This is a genomic window from Acinetobacter sp. TWP2-2-3 (assembly GCF_049896445.1).
GTDB lineage: Bacteria > Pseudomonadota > Gammaproteobacteria > Pseudomonadales > Moraxellaceae > Acinetobacter.
Genome location: NZ_JAFCUI010000004.1, coordinates 255,165 through 277,126 on the forward strand (window position 1 = coordinate 255,165; position 21,962 = coordinate 277,126).

Genomic DNA, 21,962 nt, shown 5'->3' on the forward strand with positions numbered 1-21,962 from the left:
TTCAATTTTCTGTTAATTTTCGATAACTGGAAATTTATGCAGTTTTTTTGCCATCAAAATGCACGAAAAATCGAGGAATTGCTTAAAAAGTATTTAAACGAGCAAAAATATGCACTTTTTTTTGATGCTGCGCTTGCAGTGCCATGCCGAAATTTGTATTATGGCCGCACGTTACGGTGAGATGGGTGAGTGGCTGAAACCACGTCCCTGCTAAGGACGCATACGGGTAACTGTATCGAGGGTTCGAATCCCTCTCTCACCGCCACGCTTACTTATGTCGCGCGCTCATAGCTCAGCTGGATAGAGCACTTGGCTACGAACTAAGGGGTCGGGAGTTCGAATCTCTCTGAGCGCACCAAGTAAGTTAAGCAAAAAAACGTATTGCCAACCTAGGCACACAAGTTACGCGCTCATAGCTCAGCTGGATAGAGCACTTGGCTACGAACTAAGGGGTCGGGAGTTCGAATCTCTCTGAGCGCACCAACTTGAACAATTAACCGCACATGTTGCGGTTTTTTTGTGTCTAAAATTTACAGAAACACCAGACATTACATGCTAAAAATAAGTCTCAGGCGAGTGAATAAAAATAAAGGCAGTCGTGATGAGAAAAATCATTGTCCAGGAGTTTTTGACCCTCGATGGCGTGATGCAGGGGCCCGGCGGCCCAGAAGAAGATATATCTGGTGGCTTTCAATATGGTGGCTGGGTGGCGCCGTATTTTAATGCGGAACCTGATCCGGCATTTGATGTCATTATGCAAAAATGGATGCAGCCCTCCGATATTCTTTTAGGGAAACATACTTTTCAGATTTTTGAATCTTACTGGCCCACACATACTGAAGACTGGCCGGGAATCAATGACGTCAATAAATATATTCTTTCTACTAGTCTGGAGCATTCCGACTGGCAAAATACCCTTTTTCTGAAAAGCATTGATGAGATAATCAATCTTAAAGCATCGGGAGAGGGGGATATTCGCGTGTATGGTAGTGCTGCAGTGGTACAGACACTTTTCAAATATGAGCTTGTGGACGAACTTCGTCTGCTGACTTTTCCAATTATACTCGGTGTTGGCAAAGGCCTGTTTAGCCATGAATCAATACCCGCCGCTTTTCAATTGATAGATCATCTGGCCAGCTCAAATGGTATTGTGTTTACGCATTATCAAAGGGCAGGAGAAGTAAAGACTGGAACAATAGGCGAGTGATAAAGTGTACAAGGATGATGGTCGTTTTATATTTGAATTCTATTCTGGCTGAATACCTGGTTAAGAATACTTAAGGCTGACCCATTGCGTAGTGATGGAATTTTTGGAAAATACAAGCCTCTTGATTGAATTAATTAAGTGTTTTTAGCTCTAAATCCGCAGAAATTTTCAGCAGAAAACTATAAATTTTGATACATCGTTTAATTACTGTACATTCAGTTGTGATTTTATTAAAAAACACTTAACAAGACTGAAAAAGCTCGTATAATGCACCCCATCAAGACGTCGCGCTCATAGCTCAGCTGGATAGAGCACTTGGCTACGAACTAAGGGGTCGGGAGTTCGAATCTCTCTGAGCGCACCAATCTTGATAAGAATTCTGAAAAAACCGCACGTTGATGCGGTTTTTTTACGTCTGTGATTTTTAACTATTTTTCATATAAAAAACCAATAACTCTCTGCTTCCTGCTCATCTTAATTTCTGCTGCACTTTCAGTGCATAAACGGTATTACCACCCACTGCTGGTAAAATATCATGATAGGGCATGCTACGCATGGCTCTTAATAAGAACGACGCCTGATCGTGAATTTTCATGCTGCTGGTAATTTGAAATAAGGTACCTTGTGACTGCGGCAATAAGCGCATGCCACCTTTTACAAACTTCAAGTCGCCACCATTGGCATTAAACTGGTTTTGCAGGGAATCAGGCTGGTAAAAACGCATCTTGAAATTAAATGGAATTTGAATCACACCCAAACCCACCGACACCTTATAGTTGGCATCTATATTCTGAGTATTGACCGAATTGAGTTCGACTTTCTTGATCTGCCGGGGGAAAAGTTGCTGGGTTGCTTCAGCAGCCAACCACGGCCGCAATTTTTCGACCGGATGCGCAAAATATTGATAGGTGCTGCTAAATCTTAAATTTTCTGAGGCTTTTCCTTCTTTAATCTGATAGTTCGGCAAAATGAAACTGACTGGTTGGCCAGATTTTTGGCTGATCTGGGCAATTTTTTGTAGCTGTTGAGGGTTGAATCTCATCTGCGGAATTGGAGTTGCTAGTGCCGCTGTATGATCGGTTTCAAAGCGCTGTTGTAGTGCTTCCAGTAGAAATGCATTGGTACTCGGCGGAATGCCGAGTTTGGCTTCAGGCAGCGCATTCAGGATTTTACTGAATAAAAAGCCTTTGGGCTGATTCAGGTCGCCCCATTGGGTGACAGTCACCAGCGTTTTATGCGGACCCAGTGCAAACCATTCCAGTTTTCCCGCACCATAGGGAATTGGCGCATCAATAATTAAGGTGCTGATGCTGTTTTCACCCAGATGATGCTGCATCACTACGGTTTCTTTAAAGTTCAAGACTGGAATCGGGGTCGGGATATGAACCTGATATTTAACCTGCTGAATCGAACCCTGCTGCTCCAGCACTTTGGCCGACTTTAAGGTCGGAAACAGGCCGACATAATTCGGATAATGGCGCAGCAATTTTTCGACCTGAGCTTCAGCTACCGGTAATACCACAGCCGCACTATAAAACTGTGTCTTGCTGGCTGCATTACTGTTTAAGGTGGGAAGCTGGGTTTTACTGGTTGGATGCGCATAAATCAGAATCCGCTCGCCGGTTAATTCTGCCAGTTGCTGGGCATTGCCTTGATAAGCACTCAGACTGCTTGGTATTTCGGCATTCCAGGGAATAATCTTGGCCAGTGCTGGGACAGAAACTGCCAAACAAACACCGATGAGCATGCATTGCTTTAATTCTTTCATTCAACATCCTGTTGCGTATTTTTTGTTTTAATTGCTGTTTATTTAAAACCAAATGCACGTATTTCCAAAGCAAAGTTATGTAATTGATGCGACAGGCCATAAGCGCTATGGATATTTTGGTATAGTATTGGGCAAGATTTTATTTTTGATGTGATGCTATGACTGAGTCAGCACCGACTTTATCGACCCGTTATTTTCTGACTTTAGAAGAATCTCAGGATGGTTTTGCCCTGGCAACGTTTGGTAAAAAGCAGATTTCACGTTTTCTGACGCCTCTGGTCAGTATCGGGATCATCGTCTGGGGTTTCTCGATGGGCTTTGATGGCGTTGGACGTTATTACGTGGCTTTGGGTGCATTCTTCCTGATACTGCAAGGCATCATGCGTTACTGGTTCCTGCCGATGATGTTTAAACGCCAGTTTGTTAAATATCAGTTTGGTAAAAGCGAACAGGGTATTGATTTGTATCAGGACTATGCGGAAATTTTTACCAATGATCGTAGCAAGCTGGTGCCATATAGCGAAGTGCAGAATTTTGCTGTTGGTAAACTGACTTATATGCTGGAATTGAAAAACCGTACCGTGGTTATTGTGCCGAAGCGTGCATTTAAGGACGGCACTGAACAGAGTATGTTCGAGCATACATTTAAAAAATAATTCAGATATCTATAAAAGGAAAAGGGAAGTTTTGATCATGAGCACACGTCCATCCAAAATCGTTTGTGTGGGTCGCAGTTATGCCGATCATGCCAAAGAACTCGGCAATGCGATCCCTGATCGTCCGGTATTGTTTATCAAGCCACCGAGTGCCTTAAGTTCGCTCGAAGCAGGCATTGAGTGGAATCCGGAATGGGGCAATTGCCATTATGAATGTGAACTGAGTTTGCGTATTGACCGGACTTTAAGCAAAGAAAGCGATCCTGTGAAAGCACTTGAAGCTGTGGGTGCGGTGACTTTAGGTCTGGACTTAACTTTGCGTGATTTACAGGATGATCTCAAGAAAAAAGGCCAGCCTTGGGAACGTGCCAAAGCCTTTGATGGCTCTTGTCTGTTGTCGGATTGGGTACCTGTCGCCGATGTAGTCACTGACTGGAAAGATGTGCATTACACACTGCAAGTCAATGATGAGCTACGTCAAAAAGGTGATACCGCTTTATTGATATTTGATATTGCGACCTTGCTGGCTGACATCAGTCAGGTCTTTACTTTGGAAGAAGGCGATGTGGTGATGACCGGTACCCCGGCAGGCGTTGCGGCATTGCATTCAGGCGATCAACTGAAAATGACGCTGAAGGGGCAGTCTCAGGATTATGTCTGGACGACTTTTGTGAAATAACCAAGATTTTAAATTAAAGGAGCCAATGGGCTCCTTTTTCATATGCATCATTTTATTCATTAACAGTATAACGCTTGCGAAACTGATCTGGGGTGCTTCCCATCCAGCGTTTAAACATGCTGATAAATGCCGAGGCATTGGCATAGCCCAGATCAAAGGCAATGCTCTCGACACTATGCGCTGCATTTAATAAAGACATGGCCTGCATCACTTTCAGGCGTTGCCGCCATTCATGTAGTGACATTCCCAATTCTTTCTGGCTGTATCGGGCTAGCGTCCGCTCGGTTAAATTGACGCGTTCGGCCAGTTGCTGCAGCGAGCTCTGATCTGCCGGATGCTGATGTAAATAATCTAAAATCTGTTTCAGCAATGCATGTTCTGAATGCGGTAGATAACTGCTGACCAGTTGGGCTTGCTGGAGCTGATCAAGCAGCACCTGTAGCAGACGCTGATATTCAGCTGAATTCTCGAATCCCGGATGATCTTGCTGATGTAGTTGTTTCAGGTGGGTAAATAAAGCAGTGACCAAGGGGGCGCTGAGCAGGATGCCCGGTTGAGTGGGCAGTTGGCTACAAAGTGATTCATGCACATACAGAGTGCCATGAGAAACTGCGGTACGGTTCAGACCACGATGCTCTAAATTCGGTGGGAGCCAGATGCCGTGAGGTGAAGGCGTCACATAATTTATATGATTAATATTCACTTCCATCACGCCATGAAAAGCATAGACAAATTCTCCCCAGGCATGGCCATGTAGCGGATAAACAGATTGCGCAGGATCTTCCCTGAAACTGATCCACAGAGGTGCTTTAATCAGATCATGGGTCGGAAGTTGCTTGAGCGAAGCTGAATCTGCTTGGATTTTTTTATGCATCACCGAAATTGCCTGAATAACACCATCATTTGTCTGTTTTGAAGTATATCTTTTATTTCTGACACTTTTATAGTGTACCTTCCAAATGAGCAACAGGACCGTATGTGAGCCAGCGTCAGGCATTAGATGCCAAAGCATCTGCCATCATGTTTGTATTGTGTATGTTGTGGGGTTTACAACAGGTGGTACTGAAGTGGGCCGCGAATGATATTTCAGCCCTGATGCAAATTGCCTTGCGTTCAGCCTTGTCTGCGCTGATGGTTTATCCCCTGATTCAGCAGAGCGTGCGCCGTCAACTCTGGAATGCACGCTATTTACCTGCAGGATTACTAGTCGGTGTGTTGTTTGCAACCGAATTCTATCTGATTGGTGAGGCACTGCGTTATACCTCAGCCTCGCATACGATTGTTTTACTTTATACCGCGCCGATTTTTGTGGCTTTGGGTTTACACTGGAAATTGCCGGCAGAGCGTTTGTCTTCTGTGCAATGGGGCGGAATATTTCTTGCCTTTAGCGGAATTGTAGTCAGCTTTCTGTTACGTCCACAGACAGAATCAACTTTACAAACTGATGCCTTGTGGGGAGATTTTCTGGCTTTGCTTGGCGGCGTATTCTGGGCAGCCACCACAGTCAGTGTACGTCTGAGCCGGCTGGCTGAAGCACCTGCAACCCAGACTTTGTTCTATCAATTATTGATAGGTGGAATGCTGTTATTGCCTCTGGCTGTTCTGACTGGACAAGCAGCCATTCAATGGACGGTGTTGTCTATTTCCAGTCTGGTTTTTCATACCGTGCTGATTTCCTTTGCCAGTTATCTGATCTGGTTCTGGATGCTGAAGCATTATCTGGCATCGCGTCTAGGGGTATTTTCCTTTTTGACCCCTGTATTCGGCATGCTGTTCGGCATACTGATTCTGGATGAACATATCGAAATCAATTTTATTATCGGCACCTGTATGGTCATGCTGGGTGTGATTCTAGTGAGTTTGCAGGGATGGCTGAAAAAACCGAATATCAATAAAAGCATTCAAGAGCAAGCATGAAAATCTGGTCTGTAAATTTAGCGACCTGGATTGGTCTGTCTTCTATTCTGATCTGCGCCAGTCTGGTCGCCGTAGTGAAACTGATTACTGAATCCACCAGTGCAGTGCAGGGGATTGCTTTAATTTATAGTTTTAGCAGTCTGGCGATTTTTGCGTTCACCGGCTTTCCAAAAATCATGCAAATGTCCAAGCGTTATCTGCTCGGTTGTGGCGCTTTATTTGTGGCTTATGAGATTCTATTTCTGGTTGCTGTGGCATGGTCGGATAATCGTGAACAGGTGATGCTGATTGCCATGATCAATTATCTGTGGCCACCCTTGATGATTGTTTTTTCGATTTTTGCCCGACAGTTGCAGGCCCGCCTCTGGGTGATTCCAGGCTTTCTGCTCGCTGTGATGGGACTGATGCTGGTGGTCAATCCAGAAATCACTAATCTGCCGAAGTTTATGCAGGCTTTAGCTGAAAATCCTTGGGCCTATGGCTTTGCCTTTCTCGGCGCTTTGTTGTGGCCTTGCTACTGCGTTCTAACTAGGACCTATGGCCGCGGACAAAATGGTGTACCGATTTTCTTTTTGGTCGCTGTAATTAGCTTATGGTTCTTACATTTAGGATTAAACGAACCTTTTATCATGCCCACATTCAAGCTATGGTTGGGAATTGCAGTGGTGGGTAGTCTGATTGGCATCGCCTATAGTAACTGGAATCAGAGTATGCAGTTCGGCAATATCAAGGTGCTGATTTTAGCCACCTATTTTATGCCGATTCTTTCTTCGGTCATGTCAATGCTGATTCTGGATGTCAGACCCGAACTCAGTTTTTGGATCGGGACGGGTTTGGTGACTGCAGGCGCTATAGTCTGCTGGAAATCTACCGCTATCAGTTAAAAAAATCCTCTCAAGCGAGAGGATTTTTTTATTTATGTCGGAACAGTTCGGACAATGGAAAATTGAGTTTTTCTTCCAGATATTGATCGGTTTCCTGTAATCTAGGTGAGAAATTTTGCATCCAGATGTCATCAGTCTGGGCATTGGTGAGATGGTTTTTGCGTGGCAGTGGATAGGGTAATTGCAGATAAAAATTCCAGAAGCTGACCTGATCCAGATCACGAACCAGCACATATTCATTTTCATCGGTACGTTTGATCAAATTCTGCTTTTCAAACATGGCGACATAGCTCGGCCAGCGTCCAATTTCATCCCGGCCCAGCACTTCAAGCGCTTGTGCTTCACTGATGCTTTCACCGGTTTTTTGCTTTTTATAAAATAATTCTAACAGATCCAGCAGCATGACGATGGGATGGCGTTTATTGTCCTGCCCAGATTCAAACGCCGTCAGGGCATAGCTGATTTCAACCCCCAATAACACAATAATCCACGACAGATAAATCCAGAGCAGGAAAATCGGCACGGCGGCGAAGGCACCATAGACGATCTCATAGCTGGTAAAGTTTGACATGATATAGCCAAACAGATTTTTCAGCAGCTCAAACACCACGGCACTAAATAGACCGGCAATAAAGGCAGATTTAAGCGGTACACTGCGATTCGGGATGGTCCAGTTCAAAATGAAAAATCCGAGTACAGTCAAAGAAAAGGAAATCGCCCATAGGACAAAAGCGCCATCAAGCTCATAACCGGCAAAGTTATTGCTGAGAATGCTCATGGATGCCACGGTCGAAGAAATCACAAATGCACTGCCGAGTAAAATCGGCCCGAGCGAAATGATGGTCCAGTAACGCATAAAGCCCATAATTCCGCCCCGCGTTTCAGTCACGCGCCAAATGCGGTTAAACACCGTTTCGATACTGCTGAGCATCAATACTGTCGTCACAAACAAGAACAGAATACCAATGATGGTGAGATTGCTGGATTTATCGGTAAAGGCATTCAGGGCCTTATCAAAGGCAATTGTAGTTTTGGGTAAAAAATTACTATAGATCAGTTGTTGCAATTGCTGCCGCGCAGGTTCCAGCGCTTTAATGGAAGAGATAATTACCAGAAAAACCGTCAGCATCGGCACCACCGCAAACAGGGTAGTGTAGGTCAGGGAACCTGCCTGTTCGCGACAGCGGTCTGCTTCAAAGCGTCGAAGTACAAATAAAACAAATTGAAACCAGTGTTTTTCATAGAAAGGTAATTTCTTTAAATACTTAACAATCATCTGCATCCAATCTCAATTTTTTTAATCATCATGAATTTTCACCATCAGCTTAACCAAAAAACTTGCAAAGTATCGTATAGTTTTATTTTTTTAAGTAATGAATAAGAACCATGATGCAACCTTATGTCCTTGTTTTATATTACAGCAAATATGGCTCAACCAAAGAAATGGCGCATCTGATTGCCAATGGAATTGAAGCGGCAGGCGTGGCAGTAAAAATCAGGACAGTTCCAAATATATCCAGCATGGTAAAAGTCGCTGAACCGAGTATTCCGGCGGAAGGGGATATTTACTGTACTCTGGACGATCTGGCGCAATGTGCCGGCCTGGCGCTTGGTTCACCGACCCGTTTTGGCAATATGGCCTCTGAAATGAAATATTTTTGGGATCAGACCACGAGTCTGTGGCTGAATGGAGCGCTACACGGTAAACCGGCTTGCGTGTTTACGGCATCAGGTTCCATGCATGGCGGACAGGAAAGTACTTTGCTGACCATGCTGCCGCCGTTGTTCCATCATGGCATGATGATCATGGGGCTTAGTAACGCAACACCGGCACTCTCGAATACCAAAACTGGTGGTACGCCTTATGGCGCTAGTCATGTCAGCGGCCCACGGCATGATCAGGGCCTGAGTCAGGATGAAAAAATTCTGTGTGAAGTACAAGGCAAGCGTTTAGGTGAAGTGATACTGAAACTCAATCGAGTCTGACAAGCACTCACAGGAAATGAAGAATGAACTTCATTTCCTGAATTTTATTAGGCTTCTTTTTGATCTTTTTGATCTTTTTGATCTTTTTGATCTTTTTGATCTTTTTGATCTTTTTGATCTTTTTGATCTTTTTGATCTTTTTGATCTTTTTGACTAAATCTGTATTTGCATTTCAGACATTGATAATCCTGAAACAGATTACGGTCGACAGAAACCCCGGCTTTTTTCCCCAGAAAATTACCGACCACACCGCCGGTAATCCCGACACTGATTGCACCGACAAAAGTGCCTACGGTTCCGCCGACAATCACACCTAAAGGTCCGGCTACTGTACCAATTGCAGCGCCAATCGATGCACCTGAAGCAGCGCCACCCACAGTCCCTGCAGTTGCACCCGCTGAACTCATGAGAATGCCGCCAATTTTCTTTAAATTCTGTTCATGATCGCGCTGTTCGATATCAGCTGAGCCACATTTAGGACATTGCATAGATTGTTCCATCAAGGATTGAGATGTGCTTGTTTTAGGTTTGTCGGGAATAGGATGTGTGCCCTGATCAGCACGTATTCATAACATACAACAACACACTAGATAAGTTTTGAATTCGCAAATCAGAAACATTGCATACTCACTTGATTCTAGTTGAGTTCACGCTAAAACATTGTATTTCAGCTGTAAATATATGCCTTCTTGGTTGATTAACGCAATTCTTAACCTGTCATTGAGGAAATGGCAAATCTCAAGATCATCAGAAATGTTCTTCTCTCATCAGTCTAAATATTGCGATCTTAGGTAGGCCATTTCTGGATTCGAAATGAAAAAGGAAGGGAAGTCGAAAAATATGTAAACGAGTTCTTATCAGGTCTATTCAAGTTTTCAGCCAAAATACATCTGAATATTGGCGTTTCTTTATAAGTCACCTTCATTGTAATTGATTAATTATATTTTAAATAAATCGTGACATTTATCCTTATTAAATAGAAGTTCTAATAAAATAAAAATTTACGACTTTTAAAATATAAAAAGTATAATAATTCTAATCTTTATTAGATAAATTTTTGATTATTGATAATATAAAAAATATATTATCTTAATCAAGTTTTTTGGATGAATTTTATATTCAAAAAAAATTTATATAATGATTTCTTACAAATCACAAATAATAAACAAATATATATTAATTTAATAAAAACAATAATTTATATTTTTAAATAAAACAAAAAAAATAAGTGAATAGGGATAAGTTTTACATTTTATAATTTTATGTGATTTAATATTTTTCAGATAAATTTAATCTTACTTAAATGAAAAATTAAATAAATATCTTAAGTCAGAGGATATTAAGATTATGAGAATATTAGTTATCAATCTGGGTTTATTAGGTTTATGTTTTCTGAGTAACGCTTATGCCACCTCTGATGAGTGGACTCAGCGTTGGAAATCATCCAGTGCCCGTTCCAATGAGAATCTAGTTCAAGCCAATCTGATCGAACTCAAGGAGTCAGACTATTATTCCGGATTAGGTAAAACCACCGTTCATAGCACCTCAACCACTTCCATCGGGACGGTAAATACCCCGACCAACAATATCAATGTAGAGGGTGCAGACAACAATATTGATATTACGAGTGAATTGCTGAATGAAGCACCAGTCAATTCAAATACCAACCAAAATCCTCAGCGCTGTCTTAATTTAAGTAACAGACCAGGAGAATCACAATGTTGAATTTCTCCTCGACCAAAAGACATATATCTTTCGTGAGTGCCACTGTCCTTTTCAGCTCTTTTTTAACAGGCTGCACGGGTTTAGCGCCCTCAAACAAGAAGCCAGTTAGCCTGGTACAAGGCCCCCCAATTACCGATATTTTTACCCCTTTTGATATGGCTTTATCCTGCCTAAAAGGACAATTACGTAGTGATTTGAGTTTCTCCGTGGGGGCAATTCTGGATCAAACCGGTAAGGATGTAGTTACCAATGGTGGTAGCGGAAAAATGGTGACCCAAGGTGCGGGAGATATGGTGCAATCTGCCTTGTTTCAGGCGGGGGTAAGCTTAATGAACCGGCGTGATCCCCGGATTATCGAAAGCGAAGCCAAGTGGGGCATTCGTGATCCAAGACAAATCCAGGCTTCTGATTATTATGTGACAGGCAGTATTAACAGTCTGGATTTTATTCCGGGTGGTGGTTTTGACATGCAGATCGCTGGTGTCGGTCCGAATTATAGTCAAACCCGGATTATGGTCGGTCTGGATTTATCTTTGACTGATACCCGCAGCAGTAAAGTCGTGGGCAATGTTTCATTGCAGAAGCAAATTGCTGCACAGGATTATGGCTTAAGTGCAGGCAGATTCGCTGGTCGTACACTCTTAAATATTCAGATTGGAAAAGGAGAACGAGAGGCAACTAACTTTGCCTTGCGGCAAATGTTGAATCTGGCCACTTTTGAATTGCTGAGTCAGGTTGTCCCACCCGCCGTATTTGAAAGTTGCCGTGCGCAGATACCGCCAGAGTTTGGTCAATTGAACTTAACCCGAAGTTCTGTCGCTCTGCATAAATACAAGAAAAACCAGCAACAAAATAGTACAGCTTCAAGCAGTGTTGTTCAGGAGTCAGTCTCAAGCCAGGCAGACTCATCCAATGAAAAAAATAAGTCAACCAACTCCCCGAGCAAAGATACAAAACCGCCTAAACAGAAAGAGTCCGAGATGATTCAAAACCCTGAAGCAGAGCCTGAAATGAGTAAACAGGACTTGATTAAATATATCAGCAAGAAGCAGCGTCAACCTTCTTCAAATGAGAAAAATGAAGAAAAAGATACTCAAGAAAAGGCTGATAAAGAACAAGAAGATGAAAAAACTACAACGCTATGGGAGGCCAATCCTGAGGTGGTCGAAAATTACTGGTCTAGCACGCAGCGTGATTAAAAATATTTAAAAATGGGCTCGCTCCCATTATAAGAAGGAGTACTTAGCGAGAGGTACTTCAAAACAAAAGTAGGAAGAACAATGATGAAAAACACGATCAAAACAATCGCTTTATCCGTCGCCTTTCTGTCTGGTACAGGTATGGCATACGCCCAAGGAGATGAAACACTTACTGACGTCACCGTAGATACAGGTTTAATAGCTACCCTGGATTCTATTTCTCAGCAGGTTGAAAATGGTTCTGCTTTGAATCTTGCAGTAAATACAGGTAATGTTGATGCAAGCGTCGATCTAGAAGCAATTGCAGAAGCTACAAGAGAAGCACCAGAGGCCATTAGTTCAATTGAAGGTAGTATTGAAACTACTGCGATTGGTGCCGCGAATACCGGTAGTATCAGCATTGAACAGGGTAGCTACAATAAGGTGGTATCAGACATATCAGATGAAACGAGTAACTACGACTACAGTGCAGTAACGAGTGCAACTAATAATTCTGAAACTCTAGAGGAGCTATCAGAGGTTTCGGATAGTTCAGATATCTCGGAAGTTATAAGTTCAACACTGAGTACTGACTATAGTGAGGAAATCAATGAAACTTTAAGCAATTATAGTGTAGCGAACATTGCTTATAATGCGGGTGCTATTGATGCATCTGTAAGTGCTATTTCAGAAGGAACTCAAACTGCTATTAACAATAGCATCACAACTACCGCTATCGGTGCTGTGAATAGCGGTAGTATCACTGTGACTGTTAAATAAACTCTTTTTTTGAAGGAAACACAGGTCTAACTATTGGCAGATAGTTAGGCCTCTTTATTTTATAATAACATCCATATAAATTGTTGTTTATTCATCGGATAAAAAAGTACTTATTATTTGACACTCTCTATTCTAGAAGTTGAATAGCTTGGAGCTTAAAAGTAAGCCATTTATCTAGGATCAAATCTGAAAGAATAAATAAGAACTTAGGCTGAGCTATAGTCGAGTTCGGGATATTTTAAATTTATATCATCAGAAAAACGCAATAAAAAAAGAGCGCATCAGCGCTCTTTTAAAATTCATTGGCGAGCTTAGTCGCGAACAAATTCAACTGTGCCATTTGCCAAAGACTTCACACGTGCCAGTGATTCCACACGATAGCCTTTTTCAAGAAGCAAGTCACGACCTGGCTGGAATGATTTTTCAATCACAATGCCAATACCGACTACTTCTGCATTTGCCTGGTGGATCAGGTCTGCAAGACCTAAAGCCGCTTGACCATTAGCCAGAAAATCATCGATCACTAAAACCTTATCGGTTGAGCTGATGTGTTTATTTGAAATCGCGATTGTGCTTTCAGTCTGTTTGGTAAATGAAAAGACTTTAGAACGATATAAATCATCTTTCAGGGTGAGAGACTGGTATTTACGTGCAAAGATTACAGGTACGCCAAGCTCTAGGCCGGCCATTACGGCAGGTGCAATACCTGATGCTTCAATCGTAATAATTTTGGTAATACCAGCATCCTTAAACAGACGCGCAAATTCTTGACCAATCAGTTGCATCATGACTGGATCAATCTGATGGTTTAAGAAAGAGTCTACTTTCAAAACTTCTTCAGAGAGGACGATGCCTTCAGCCAAGATTTTCTGTTCTAGTGCATGCACGGGAGAATCCTCAAGAGCAGGTGCTTTTTCAAGCAAAAGCGTATTGTAAAAAGCACCCGGAAAAAATCAAGTGAAATTCGCCAAAAACTTAGTTGCTTGCACCTTTATAGTCAGTTAACAGTAAACCATAGGAGGTTTTCTTGTCGACATGCGAAACTTTGACTGGAAGATAGTCAAGTTTTGGTGCCAGCCAGAAAATGGTTTCACGACCTGGTTTGCTGTGTTTCATCACCACTTTAATGGTATTAAAGGATCCGTATTTGGTGCTTATAGTCTCTGAACCCTGTTTGATAAACTTACGGCCTTCAACTTCTTTAGCATCAGCGATATAGTAATTTGCTTTCAGGCCTGAATTTTTTAAGTCTTCACGGATCTGCAATTCCGCATTCAACTCATCCAGAACATCTGCTCTCCAGGCAAAAGAGCGTTTTTCATCGTCTTTCTTGGTACTGATGCTTTTGCTGGAAGGATTAAAATTAATACTCATGGTGTTGTTATGCACCAGCACTTTACTGCTGCGACTGAAACTGCTTGAGCCGATCTTGCCATTATTAAAAGTAAAGCGGCTGGTTTCGGTTGCAGAGGCAATACCTCCGGCTTTTGCAGCAAAGACATAAGTCCAGTTATTGCCTGATTTGCTTAAAGTCCGCGTTGCAGAACCCATATTCTTGCCATTATAGCTAAATTGATAACTGGCCTGGAAAGGAGTCATGGCAAAAGCTTGGCTAGAAATACCAGTGAACAGTATCGCGCTGCTCAGACCCGTGGTCATCACTAAAGTTTTGAATACAGTCTTCGCCATCAGTTATTTTCCTATATTGGTTCAACGGGCAAAACATATCACTTATTGCACCCTTTATTATTTGGGCAAAATATGGAAATTGAAGGGATATTTCTGCCAAAAATGTATATTTCATGTAGTTTTATGGAACTTTTGTTCAAAAACTACGTTTGACATGATTTAAGAAGGATCTTTCTGTTTGATGGGGGTGACCCGGTTGTCATCCATCTCGTCTTCATCCCAGTTCTCTTCCTGATCTTGGGAAAGTTTTCTAAACAGGGCGGCCAGATTGACATTACCAATCACCACCAGTTCGGCTTCACGAAGTACTGCGTGATTCACATGAACTTTGCCCAAGGTATCAATGACAGATCGGCTTTTACCTAACCAGCGATTTAAATCTAGATAAAGCAAGTCATCGATGACTTTAATTACGCCCAGTTTTTCCAGAATCATTCCCAAAGGATCTTTATTCAAGATACGTTGATAGAAGAACAAGCCGAAACGCACGCCCAGTTTATACAGCATATTTGGATATTTGGCTTCAATCAGCTGAGTATCACTAATTTGCTCGAACACGATCAACTGGGTGGTTTTATTTAGTTCCATCTGTACCAGTTTCAAATCAACCGATAAAGTGACAATCAGGCCTTTATAATCCAGTGTTGCATACAAACGCAGCCAGTCTTCGTGTAAATCTGCATGTAAGTCTTTTAATGCATCGACATTGTCTGTGACAAAGCGCTGAAAGGTTGCATTCAGGAAGACTTGCGATAAGGGAAATTCACGCTCATCTTCAATAAATCCTTCCGCCCTCTGATACACTTGGCGGATTCGGTTGGAAATATTGGAAATTAGCGTTTGCATACTGAAGCGTCCTGGCAACTTTATTTTTGACTCGGGATGTATCTTGTCGAATTGTATGAAAAATACAAGCGTTCATGCTTGAAGTTTAGCAAAATAAATAGCACCATTTTTATAGTTTTAGTTATGTAACGTTGAAGATTTGATGGATTTGGCATTTTAAAAAGATAAATGACGAATCCGTTTATTTTTAATCTTTCAAATACTTTTTTGGGGAGCTGAACTCAGTATTGAGTTTGGGCGAATGTGAAAAAACGATGATACTCATGCCTCTGGTCAGAACTTGGTGGAAAGATCCAGTGTTTAGCAGTGCGGTGCTTGCCGCAGGCATTATGCATTTGATCGTGCTGACCCTGGAATTTGGTATGCCGCAAGATCGGGATACCAGTACCAAGGAAATCGCGGTCAGCTTGCGCCAGACTGATCAAAAAATTGAACATGCCGATTTTCTGGCCCAGACAGATCAGCAGGGTTCCGGCCAGTTTAGAGAAGCTCATCGCATGTCGAGTGATATGCCATCGCCGTTAATGGAACAACATGCAGGCGAAGAACTGCAAGAAAGTCTGGATATGCTGCAACAGCAACAGGAACTCAGTTTTGAAGAAAAAGTCCTGATGACCACCTTGAGCTGGCAAAAGCAGGCGGAAGAAAATCAGCGTAAAAAAATGCAGGAGCAATTACAGAGCCAATTTCAGGCCAAAGCGGCCATGGTCGCCAGTCTGGAAGCGCAATATTTACAGCGTCAACAAAATTTCAGTCGTCAGCAAAAAATTAAAACTGTAGATGGGATTCAGGCCAAGCAGGATGTTTCGGCCGCTTATCTGGAAAAGTTCCGTGAAAAAGTGGAATTTTATGGTAACCGCTACTATCCGGAAGCCGCCAAACAACAGAATCTGGCAGGGGAAGTGCGGCTGATGGTAATCCTGAACCAGAATGGCGGAATTCGTGCCATTCGGCTGATTGACAGTTCGGGACATGCCATGCTGGACGAAGCAGCCAAAGCTTCCGTGCGTAAGGCAGCCCCATTTGGTGCTTTCGACAGTAAAATGAAAGAAATTTCCGAACTGCGAGTGATTCGTACCTGGCGTTTTGACCCGGCAGAAGCGGAGTTTGAAGTGCGTTAGACTATTTATTCATTTGTAAACCCTCCCTCTAACTCCCTCCCAAAGGGAGGGAGAACTATCATTGAGCTATAGGTATTAAAACTCCCTCTCCTTATGGGAGAGGGTTGGGGTGAGGGTAAACAATAAAAAAAGCGAGCCTTGGCCCGCTTTTTTTAATATTCAAATTTTAGTTCTGTTCTAGATAAGGATTTTCAAAACCCAGCTTGGCCAGAATCTCGATTTCAATGCCTTCCATTTCTTCAGCATCTTCATCCGAGGTTTCATGGTCATAGCCCATTAGGTGTAAAGTGCCATGTACCAGCATATGGGTGAAATGCGTTAATGGTACTTTTTGCTGTTCCAGCGCTTCCGCCAGTACTACAGGAATACAGATCACCAGATCACCAATGGGAAATGCATCCAGAAACTGCGCCATTTCATCTGGAAGTTCACTTGGGAAAGACAGGACATTGGTCGGTTTGTCTTTGCCTCGATATTCCAAATTCAGTTTATGACTTTCGTCATTATCAACACAGGCAATTCCAATTTCGCAATCACTTTGAGTGCCGATATGACGTAAAGTGGTTTCTACAACTTTTTTAATATAGGCTCGTTTCAGTACCAGTTCAGGTGACTGAAAGTCCTGTTGTAAGGAAAGACTAAGTTTCAACACAAATCCTTAAGTTTAAAGCTTAATGCTGTGCGTCTGCCGCAGCATCATTTTCAGCGATCAAGGCATCCTGACGTGCTTTACGTTCGGCACGTGCTTCAGCACTTAAACGCTGCTGTTCACTGTCCCAGCCTTCGTAGGCTTCAACAATTTTCTGTACCAGTTGATGACGTACTACATCACGCGAATGGAAACGAGTGATATGAATTTCAGGAATTTTATCAATCACACGCAAGGCATGTGACAGGCCGGATTGCTGACCACGCGGTAAATCCACCTGAGTTACGTCGCCCGTAATCACGGCACGTGAGCCAAAACCTAAACGGGTCAGGAACATCTTCATCTGTTCTGGGGTGGTGTTCTGCGCTTCATCTAGAATCACGAAAGAATGATTCAGGGTACGGCCACGCATATAAGCAAGCGGAGCGACTTCAATCACCTGGCGTTCGATCAGTTTGGCCACTTTTTCAAAGCCGAGCATTTCATACAGCGCGTCATACAAGGGACGTAAGTACGGATCGATTTTCTGGGTTAAATCCCCCGGCAAGAAACCAAGTTTTTCACCGGCTTCAACCGCAGGACGAACCAGCAAGATCCGCTGAATTTCATTACGCTCCAGCATGTCCACGGCAGCCGCAACGGCGAGGTAGGTTTTACCTGTACCCGCAGGGCCAATACCAAAAGAAATATCACTTTGCAGAATGCGCTGTACATAACGTTTCTGGTTGGCACCACGCGGATTGATCCGGCCCTTACGAGTTTGCAGCCAGACATTGTCCAGCCCCGTATGTTCCTGATCGTCCAGATCTTGCTGAAGTTCACGGTCAGTCTGGCTGCCCTGAATCATCAGATGTAAAGTATCTGCACTAATCTGCTGACTATGTTTAGATTCTTCATGAAGACGTTGCAAGAGCATTTCGGCTCTCTCAACGGCATCGATTCCACCATCAATAATAAAACTTTCTCCACGATGGGAGATTTTGACGTCTAAACGTTGTTCAATTTGCTTCAAATGGCCGTTATAGGCACCTAACATGGCTTGTATACGGTCCATCGAAATTCCAGGAAAAGCTACTGTACGTCGAATCGCTGCAGTCAAGAGTGTTCCTTATGAAGTGTGCGTTATATGCTCTACATTACGCCACGTCAGGCTCAAGATTCAAGAGCTCACCGTAAACTAAATTCAAAGTTTTAATTTCGGTAATTTCAATCTCGGCAAAGCGGCCTACCCAGGCAGGGTCACCAATAAAGTTGACATAACGGGTATTGTCCGCCGTACCGACCAGAATATTCGGATCTTTATCAGAAACTTTTTCGATCAGTACACGCTGGATGGTCCCGAGCATGGCATCCGTCTTGTCAATGCTTGAACGCTTAATCCATTGCTGAACTTTGGCCAGACGTTCTTTTTTGACATCTTCAGAAATCGTATCTTCCAGTTCTGCCGCAGGCGTACCCGGGCGTTTTGAATAGATAAAACTATAAGAATGGTCAAAATCCAGATCCTGAATAAACTGATAAGTCTCTTCAAAGTTTTCATCTGTTTCACCCGGGAAGCCAATGATAAAATCTGAAGATAGGTGCATGTCAGGGCGAACTGCACGTAACTTTTTAATCTTTTCGATATAGACATCAATGGTGTGGTTACGCTTCATCGCTTGTAACACATCATTGGAACCGCTTTGTACCGGCAGATGCAGATGTGAAACCATTTGTGGCAGGTCACGATAGCACTGGATCAGGTCATCATTAAATTCCAGGGGATGCGAGGTGGTATAGCGAATACGGCCAATACCCGGAATGTCTGCAACCAAACGCAGCAAATCGGCAAAAGTACAGATATTGCCTTCGAAGGTTTCACCCCGGTAGCCATTTACGTTCTGACCCAACAGCGAAATTTCACGCACGCCTTTTTCTGCCAGACCTGCAATTTCAGCCAGGACATCATCCAGTGGACGAGAAACTTCTTCACCACGCGTATACGGCACCACGCAGAAAGAACAGTATTTGGAACAGCCTTCCATGATCGAGACAAAAGCTTTATAGCCTTCAACACGCGGTTCTGGCAGAAAGTCGAATTTCTCGATATCGGGGAAGGAAATATCCACCAGTTTGATTTTTTCTTTTTTCGGCTTTTCGATCTGCTCAAAATGCTGATCCAGCATTTGCGGCAAACGGTGCAGGGTTTGTGGACCAAAAATCATATCGACATAATTGGCACGTTTCTGGATGTTGTCGCCTTCCTGAGATGCCACACAGCCACCGACACCAATAATCAGATCAGGATTTTTATCTTTAAGCTTACGCCAGCGGCCTAGCTCGGAGAATACTTTCTCCTGGGCTTTTTCACGGATCGAGCAGGTATTCATCAGTAGAATATCGGCATCTTTAGGATCGGTGGTCAGCACATAGCCATGAGAATCGCCTAACAGGTCTGCCATACGGTGACTGTCGTACTCATTCATCTGACACCCTTGTGTTTCGATGTACAGTTTTTTGACTGAAGCATCGCTAACTGGGGTGTGCGCTGGCTGGGTAACAGTGTTTTCTGAGGCAGCTGGGGCACCATTCGGAATGAAGGTTTGAACCGTCATGTAGGCTCCTACAAGGTAATACGTTGAAAGAGTGAACGAACAGCCTGATTGATGCATCAAACAGGTGAATAAAAATTCAATTCACGGACTGAAATCTTGGAAAGGCGCATATTTTAGCAGGAAAGTCGCTTAAACTTATAGCCCAAATTAACTGTGGAAAAATATTGATTTATGGGCAAAAATTGTCTGTAGATTAATATTGCTTAATCATAAGGTTACATAACTGAACAATAGAGTGGGTTATAATCTTCAAACTAGCTCTTATGATATGCAACATGGGCAAAGCACAAAATCGATGATAGAAGGCAAAGGGATGTTGAAACACACTAAAACTATGTATAAATACTATAAATTAATTACTTTAAGTGTGGCATGTATCTGTTCAGCGAGTACACAGGCAGCAGAAGAACAATTTAATGATGCCTTGCGTGCAGCCAATGCAGGTAATACTGAACTGTTACAGCAATATCGTCTGTCTATGCAGAATGATGCCTTGGGCTATTATCCGGAATACTGGATTTTAAACCAGAATCTTGCCATGCAGCCTGTTAGCCAGATTATCAGCTTTGCCCAGCGTTACCCTCAATCTGCGATGGCTGAAAAGCTGGCAGCGGACTATGTCGAAGAAAAAGTAAAAATGGCAGACTTTGGCACTGCCCAACCGGTATTGCCTTATGTGACCAATGCTGATCCTGCCGAAGCCTGTGCAGTGGCACAAGTCCGTGCCAAAGCTGGCGATGAACTGGTCTATGCTGAATTTAAAGAGGTCTGGCTGACGACGAATAACCAACCGGATTCTTGTACCGGTCTTGGCCGGATGATGCTTTCCAGTCCACTCATGACAGCAGAAGACCGTCAGCAGCGACTCTGGGGACAACTTCGTGCCGGACAGTCAGGTCAGGCCATTGCGACAGCGCAAGGCATTGGCCTGAATTTGTCATTGGCACAATTGAACTCGATTCAGGCCAATCCCACCAGTTATTTGTGGTCTGCACCTAAAAGCAGTGCTGCCGAACATGCCTATCTGATCTATGCACTGGGTCGTCTGGCAGATACTGATCTGGACTCGGCCTTATCCATTGTCAAACGTACCGCAGAAGGCACACCTGCATCTGTACAACGCGCCTTATATCGTGCTGTCGGTTATATCGGTGGTACCACAGTGATGAAAAACAACTTCAATCGGGAAGTGTTGAATGCGCTAGATGCCAGCTATGGCCTGCCATTTAGCCCGGAAGAAGCCGAAATTTATGCACGTCAGGCCATCCGTTTTAGTGCTTGGGAAAGCCTGATTCGTGCCATTGATAGCATGAGTGTTAACCAAAAGCAGGAAGATCGCTGGCAATATTGGCTGGCGCGTGCTAGTGAACAACGTGCTGACCGTGCTTCCAAGCAGGCAGCAGAAAGTATTTATCGTAAGCTGGCGACCGGAGATGACTATCACAATCTTTTGGCACGCGACAAGCTGGGGCAGGTGACCGCGAGTACACCAACCCCGGCACAGCCATCCAATCAGGCTATGCAGCGCTTGAATCAGGATATTCATTTCCGCCGTGCTTTCACTTTACGTAATATCAGCGCCCCAGAGAACTACATTAACCGTGAATGGAACTGGGCAGTACGTCAGGCTTATCTAAAGAAAGATGATGACCTGTTGCTGGCTGCGGCAAAGCGTGCCATGGACATGGGTTGGCATGATCGGGCCATTTATGCCGCTGACCGTACCGCGAACAAACATAATTATAACTATCGTTATCCAATGCCACATCAGAATTACGTGGTCAGCCATAGTCGCAATGCGGGGATTGATCCGGCCTGGGCCTATGGTTTGATGCGTCAAGAAAGTCGTTTCAATACCGTCGCACGTTCACATGTCGGGGCGGGTGGTCTAATGCAGATTATGCCGGATACGGCCAAGTTGGTGGCGCGTCAAATGGGTGAGGCTTATAATCCGGCAGCACTCACCGATATGAATACCAATATTCGCTACGGAACATTCTATTTATCTACCATTCAGCGTCAGCTCAGCAATAGTCCAGTTCTGGCAACAGCAGGCTATAATGCCGGTCCAAACCGTGCCCGCCGCTGGCAGCCAGAATTTCAGGGAATGGCCGCAGATCAATATACTGAAAGTATTCCTTTACTTGAAACCCGAGATTATGTGAAACATGTCATGACCAATGCCACGCATTACGGTATCTTGTTAGGACAGGGGGCACAGTCAGTGGGTAAACGCATGCAACTGATACCATTACGAAATACACAATAAAATTAAAATTATTG

At 43.4% G+C, this 21,962-nt stretch carries 21 protein-coding genes and 4 tRNA genes; 15 read left to right on the forward strand and 10 right to left on the reverse strand.

Annotated features, from left to right (window positions below):
- Positions 1-175: 175 nt before the first annotated feature.
- The 5 genes from ACP7AK_RS08285 to ACP7AK_RS08305 all read left to right on the forward strand — a co-directional run bounded on the left by ACP7AK_RS08285 (position 176) and on the right by ACP7AK_RS08305 (position 1,571).
- Positions 176-265, forward strand: a tRNA-Ser gene (locus ACP7AK_RS08285).
- Positions 266-281: 16 nt separating this feature from the next.
- Positions 282-358 (forward strand) — tRNA-Arg (locus tag ACP7AK_RS08290).
- A gap of 48 nt (positions 359-406) precedes the next feature.
- A tRNA-Arg gene (locus ACP7AK_RS08295) sits at positions 407-483 on the forward strand.
- Between the two features lie 118 nt (positions 484-601).
- Complete coding sequence (locus tag ACP7AK_RS08300; protein WP_191111872.1) at positions 602-1,207, forward strand: dihydrofolate reductase family protein; 606 nt, start codon at positions 602-604, stop codon at positions 1,205-1,207.
- A gap of 287 nt (positions 1,208-1,494) precedes the next feature.
- A tRNA-Arg gene (locus tag ACP7AK_RS08305) sits at positions 1,495-1,571 on the forward strand.
- A 105-nt stretch (positions 1,572-1,676) separates the two neighbouring features.
- Here the strand turns inward: ACP7AK_RS08305 and ACP7AK_RS08310 are convergent.
- A complete protein-coding gene (locus ACP7AK_RS08310; protein ID WP_425879510.1) occupies positions 1,677-2,975 on the reverse strand; it encodes an SRPBCC family protein in 1,299 nt (432 codons plus the stop codon).
- Positions 2,976-3,133: 158 nt separating this feature from the next.
- Between ACP7AK_RS08310 and ACP7AK_RS08315 the strand changes: the two genes are divergently transcribed.
- Positions 3,134-3,631 (forward strand): YcxB family protein, encoded by a 498-nt coding sequence (locus ACP7AK_RS08315; RefSeq protein ID WP_191111874.1) that lies wholly within the window; start codon positions 3,134-3,136, stop codon positions 3,629-3,631.
- Positions 3,632-3,668: 37 nt separating this feature from the next.
- Complete coding sequence (locus tag ACP7AK_RS08320; protein WP_005108618.1) at positions 3,669-4,310, forward strand: fumarylacetoacetate hydrolase family protein; 642 nt, start codon at positions 3,669-3,671, stop codon at positions 4,308-4,310.
- A gap of 52 nt (positions 4,311-4,362) precedes the next feature.
- Here ACP7AK_RS08320 and ACP7AK_RS08325 read toward each other — a convergent pair whose 3' ends face one another.
- Positions 4,363-5,184 (reverse strand): AraC family transcriptional regulator, encoded by an 822-nt coding sequence (locus ACP7AK_RS08325; RefSeq protein WP_005108619.1) that lies wholly within the window; start codon positions 5,182-5,184, stop codon positions 4,363-4,365.
- Between the two features lie 104 nt (positions 5,185-5,288).
- Between ACP7AK_RS08325 and ACP7AK_RS08330 the strand changes: the two genes are divergently transcribed.
- Together ACP7AK_RS08330 and yddG are read left to right on the forward strand one after the other, a co-directional pair.
- Positions 5,289-6,227 (forward strand): DMT family transporter, encoded by a 939-nt coding sequence (locus ACP7AK_RS08330; protein WP_425879513.1) that lies wholly within the window; start codon positions 5,289-5,291, stop codon positions 6,225-6,227.
- Entirely contained in the window at positions 6,224-7,111 is an 888-nt protein-coding gene (gene yddG, locus ACP7AK_RS08335) for an aromatic amino acid DMT transporter YddG (RefSeq protein ID WP_425879515.1), read from the forward strand. Before ACP7AK_RS08330 ends, yddG begins: the two co-directional genes overlap by 4 nt.
- 28 nt (positions 7,112-7,139) lie before the next feature.
- On the opposite strand, the gene ACP7AK_RS08340 is transcribed toward yddG, so the two are convergent.
- Positions 7,140-8,387 carry a YihY family inner membrane protein gene (locus ACP7AK_RS08340; RefSeq protein WP_004645086.1) on the reverse strand — a complete coding sequence of 416 codons (1,248 nt, stop codon included), beginning with the start codon at positions 8,385-8,387 and terminating at the stop codon, positions 7,140-7,142.
- Between the two features lie 113 nt (positions 8,388-8,500).
- Between ACP7AK_RS08340 and wrbA the strand changes: the two genes are divergently transcribed.
- Positions 8,501-9,097, forward strand: coding sequence for an NAD(P)H:quinone oxidoreductase (gene wrbA / locus ACP7AK_RS08345; protein ID WP_425879548.1), 597 nt, complete (start codon positions 8,501-8,503; stop codon positions 9,095-9,097).
- 47 nt (positions 9,098-9,144) lie between these two features.
- On the opposite strand, the gene ACP7AK_RS08350 is transcribed toward wrbA, so the two are convergent.
- Positions 9,145-9,597, reverse strand: coding sequence for a hypothetical protein (locus ACP7AK_RS08350; protein WP_171488360.1), 453 nt, complete (start codon positions 9,595-9,597; stop codon positions 9,145-9,147).
- An 847-nt stretch (positions 9,598-10,444) separates the two neighbouring features.
- Between ACP7AK_RS08350 and ACP7AK_RS08355 the strand changes: the two genes are divergently transcribed.
- The 3 genes from ACP7AK_RS08355 (at position 10,445) to ACP7AK_RS08365 (ending at position 12,780) form a co-directional block, all read left to right on the forward strand.
- The gene (locus tag ACP7AK_RS08355) at positions 10,445-10,822 is read left to right on the forward strand and encodes a hypothetical protein (protein ID WP_314107482.1); all 378 of its coding nucleotides are present in this window, start codon (positions 10,445-10,447) and stop codon (positions 10,820-10,822) included.
- Positions 10,816-12,021 (forward strand): CsgG/HfaB family protein, encoded by a 1,206-nt coding sequence (locus ACP7AK_RS08360; RefSeq protein ID WP_425879517.1) that lies wholly within the window; start codon positions 10,816-10,818, stop codon positions 12,019-12,021. The genes ACP7AK_RS08355 and ACP7AK_RS08360 overlap by 7 nt, the downstream gene beginning before the upstream one ends.
- An 84-nt stretch (positions 12,022-12,105) precedes the next feature.
- Complete coding sequence (locus tag ACP7AK_RS08365) at positions 12,106-12,780, forward strand: hypothetical protein (protein WP_425879551.1); 675 nt, start codon at positions 12,106-12,108, stop codon at positions 12,778-12,780.
- A gap of 311 nt (positions 12,781-13,091) precedes the next feature.
- Here ACP7AK_RS08365 and ACP7AK_RS08370 read toward each other — a convergent pair whose 3' ends face one another.
- The 3 genes from ACP7AK_RS08370 to ACP7AK_RS08380 all read right to left on the reverse strand — a co-directional run bounded on the left by ACP7AK_RS08370 (position 13,092) and on the right by ACP7AK_RS08380 (position 15,315).
- A complete protein-coding gene (locus ACP7AK_RS08370; protein ID WP_005094083.1) occupies positions 13,092-13,667 on the reverse strand; it encodes a xanthine phosphoribosyltransferase in 576 nt (191 codons plus the stop codon).
- An 88-nt stretch (positions 13,668-13,755) separates the two neighbouring features.
- Entirely contained in the window at positions 13,756-14,469 is a 714-nt protein-coding gene (locus ACP7AK_RS08375; protein WP_253102442.1) for a DUF3108 domain-containing protein, read from the reverse strand.
- A 159-nt stretch (positions 14,470-14,628) separates the two neighbouring features.
- Positions 14,629-15,315: a hypothetical protein gene (locus ACP7AK_RS08380; protein ID WP_005263717.1), complete on the reverse strand. Its 687-nt coding sequence runs from the start codon at positions 15,313-15,315 to the stop codon at positions 14,629-14,631.
- A 263-nt stretch (positions 15,316-15,578) separates the two neighbouring features.
- On the opposite strand from ACP7AK_RS08380, the gene ACP7AK_RS08385 reads away from it, so the two are divergent.
- Positions 15,579-16,436 (forward strand): energy transducer TonB, encoded by an 858-nt coding sequence (locus ACP7AK_RS08385; RefSeq protein ID WP_425879520.1) that lies wholly within the window; start codon positions 15,579-15,581, stop codon positions 16,434-16,436.
- Positions 16,437-16,602: 166 nt separating this feature from the next.
- Here ACP7AK_RS08385 and ybeY read toward each other — a convergent pair whose 3' ends face one another.
- The 3 genes from ybeY to miaB are packed head-to-tail and all read right to left on the reverse strand — an operon-like array spanning position 16,603 to position 19,679.
- A complete protein-coding gene (gene ybeY, locus ACP7AK_RS08390) occupies positions 16,603-17,085 on the reverse strand; it encodes an rRNA maturation RNase YbeY (protein WP_071850834.1) in 483 nt (160 codons plus the stop codon).
- A 22-nt stretch (positions 17,086-17,107) separates the two neighbouring features.
- The gene (locus ACP7AK_RS08395) at positions 17,108-18,184 is read right to left on the reverse strand and encodes a PhoH family protein (protein ID WP_425879522.1); all 1,077 of its coding nucleotides are present in this window, start codon (positions 18,182-18,184) and stop codon (positions 17,108-17,110) included.
- A 37-nt stretch (positions 18,185-18,221) separates the two neighbouring features.
- Positions 18,222-19,679, reverse strand: coding sequence for a tRNA (N6-isopentenyl adenosine(37)-C2)-methylthiotransferase MiaB (gene miaB / locus ACP7AK_RS08400; protein ID WP_071850832.1), 1,458 nt, complete (start codon positions 19,677-19,679; stop codon positions 18,222-18,224).
- A gap of 334 nt (positions 19,680-20,013) precedes the next feature.
- Between miaB and ACP7AK_RS08405 the strand changes: the two genes are divergently transcribed.
- Positions 20,014-21,948: a transglycosylase SLT domain-containing protein gene (locus ACP7AK_RS08405; protein WP_425879553.1), complete on the forward strand. Its 1,935-nt coding sequence runs from the start codon at positions 20,014-20,016 to the stop codon at positions 21,946-21,948.
- Positions 21,949-21,962: the final 14 nt, after the last annotated feature.

Coding starts and splice junctions, on each gene's coding strand:
- ACP7AK_RS08300 (WP_191111872.1), top strand. CDS start 602: ATGAGAAAAATCATTGTCCAGGAGTTTTTGACCCTCGATGGCGTGATG.
- ACP7AK_RS08310 (WP_425879510.1), bottom strand. CDS start 2,975: ATGAAAGAATTAAAGCAATGCATGCTCATCGGTGTTTGTTTGGCAGTT.
- ACP7AK_RS08315 (WP_191111874.1), top strand. CDS start 3,134: ATGACTGAGTCAGCACCGACTTTATCGACCCGTTATTTTCTGACTTTA.
- ACP7AK_RS08320 (WP_005108618.1), top strand. CDS start 3,669: ATGAGCACACGTCCATCCAAAATCGTTTGTGTGGGTCGCAGTTATGCC.
- ACP7AK_RS08325 (WP_005108619.1), bottom strand. CDS start 5,184: ATGCATAAAAAAATCCAAGCAGATTCAGCTTCGCTCAAGCAACTTCCG.
- yddG (WP_425879515.1), top strand. CDS start 6,224: ATGAAAATCTGGTCTGTAAATTTAGCGACCTGGATTGGTCTGTCTTCT.
- ACP7AK_RS08340 (WP_004645086.1), bottom strand. CDS start 8,387: ATGATTGTTAAGTATTTAAAGAAATTACCTTTCTATGAAAAACACTGG.
- wrbA (WP_425879548.1), top strand. CDS start 8,501: ATGCAACCTTATGTCCTTGTTTTATATTACAGCAAATATGGCTCAACC.
- ACP7AK_RS08350 (WP_171488360.1), bottom strand. CDS start 9,597: ATGGAACAATCTATGCAATGTCCTAAATGTGGCTCAGCTGATATCGAA.
- ACP7AK_RS08355 (WP_314107482.1), top strand. CDS start 10,445: ATGAGAATATTAGTTATCAATCTGGGTTTATTAGGTTTATGTTTTCTG.
- ACP7AK_RS08360 (WP_425879517.1), top strand. CDS start 10,816: ATGTTGAATTTCTCCTCGACCAAAAGACATATATCTTTCGTGAGTGCC.
- ACP7AK_RS08365 (WP_425879551.1), top strand. CDS start 12,106: ATGAAAAACACGATCAAAACAATCGCTTTATCCGTCGCCTTTCTGTCT.
- ACP7AK_RS08375 (WP_253102442.1), bottom strand. CDS start 14,469: ATGGCGAAGACTGTATTCAAAACTTTAGTGATGACCACGGGTCTGAGC.
- ACP7AK_RS08380 (WP_005263717.1), bottom strand. CDS start 15,315: ATGCAAACGCTAATTTCCAATATTTCCAACCGAATCCGCCAAGTGTAT.
- ACP7AK_RS08385 (WP_425879520.1), top strand. CDS start 15,579: ATGCCTCTGGTCAGAACTTGGTGGAAAGATCCAGTGTTTAGCAGTGCG.
- miaB (WP_071850832.1), bottom strand. CDS start 19,679: ATGACGGTTCAAACCTTCATTCCGAATGGTGCCCCAGCTGCCTCAGAA.
- ACP7AK_RS08405 (WP_425879553.1), top strand. CDS start 20,014: ATGTATAAATACTATAAATTAATTACTTTAAGTGTGGCATGTATCTGT.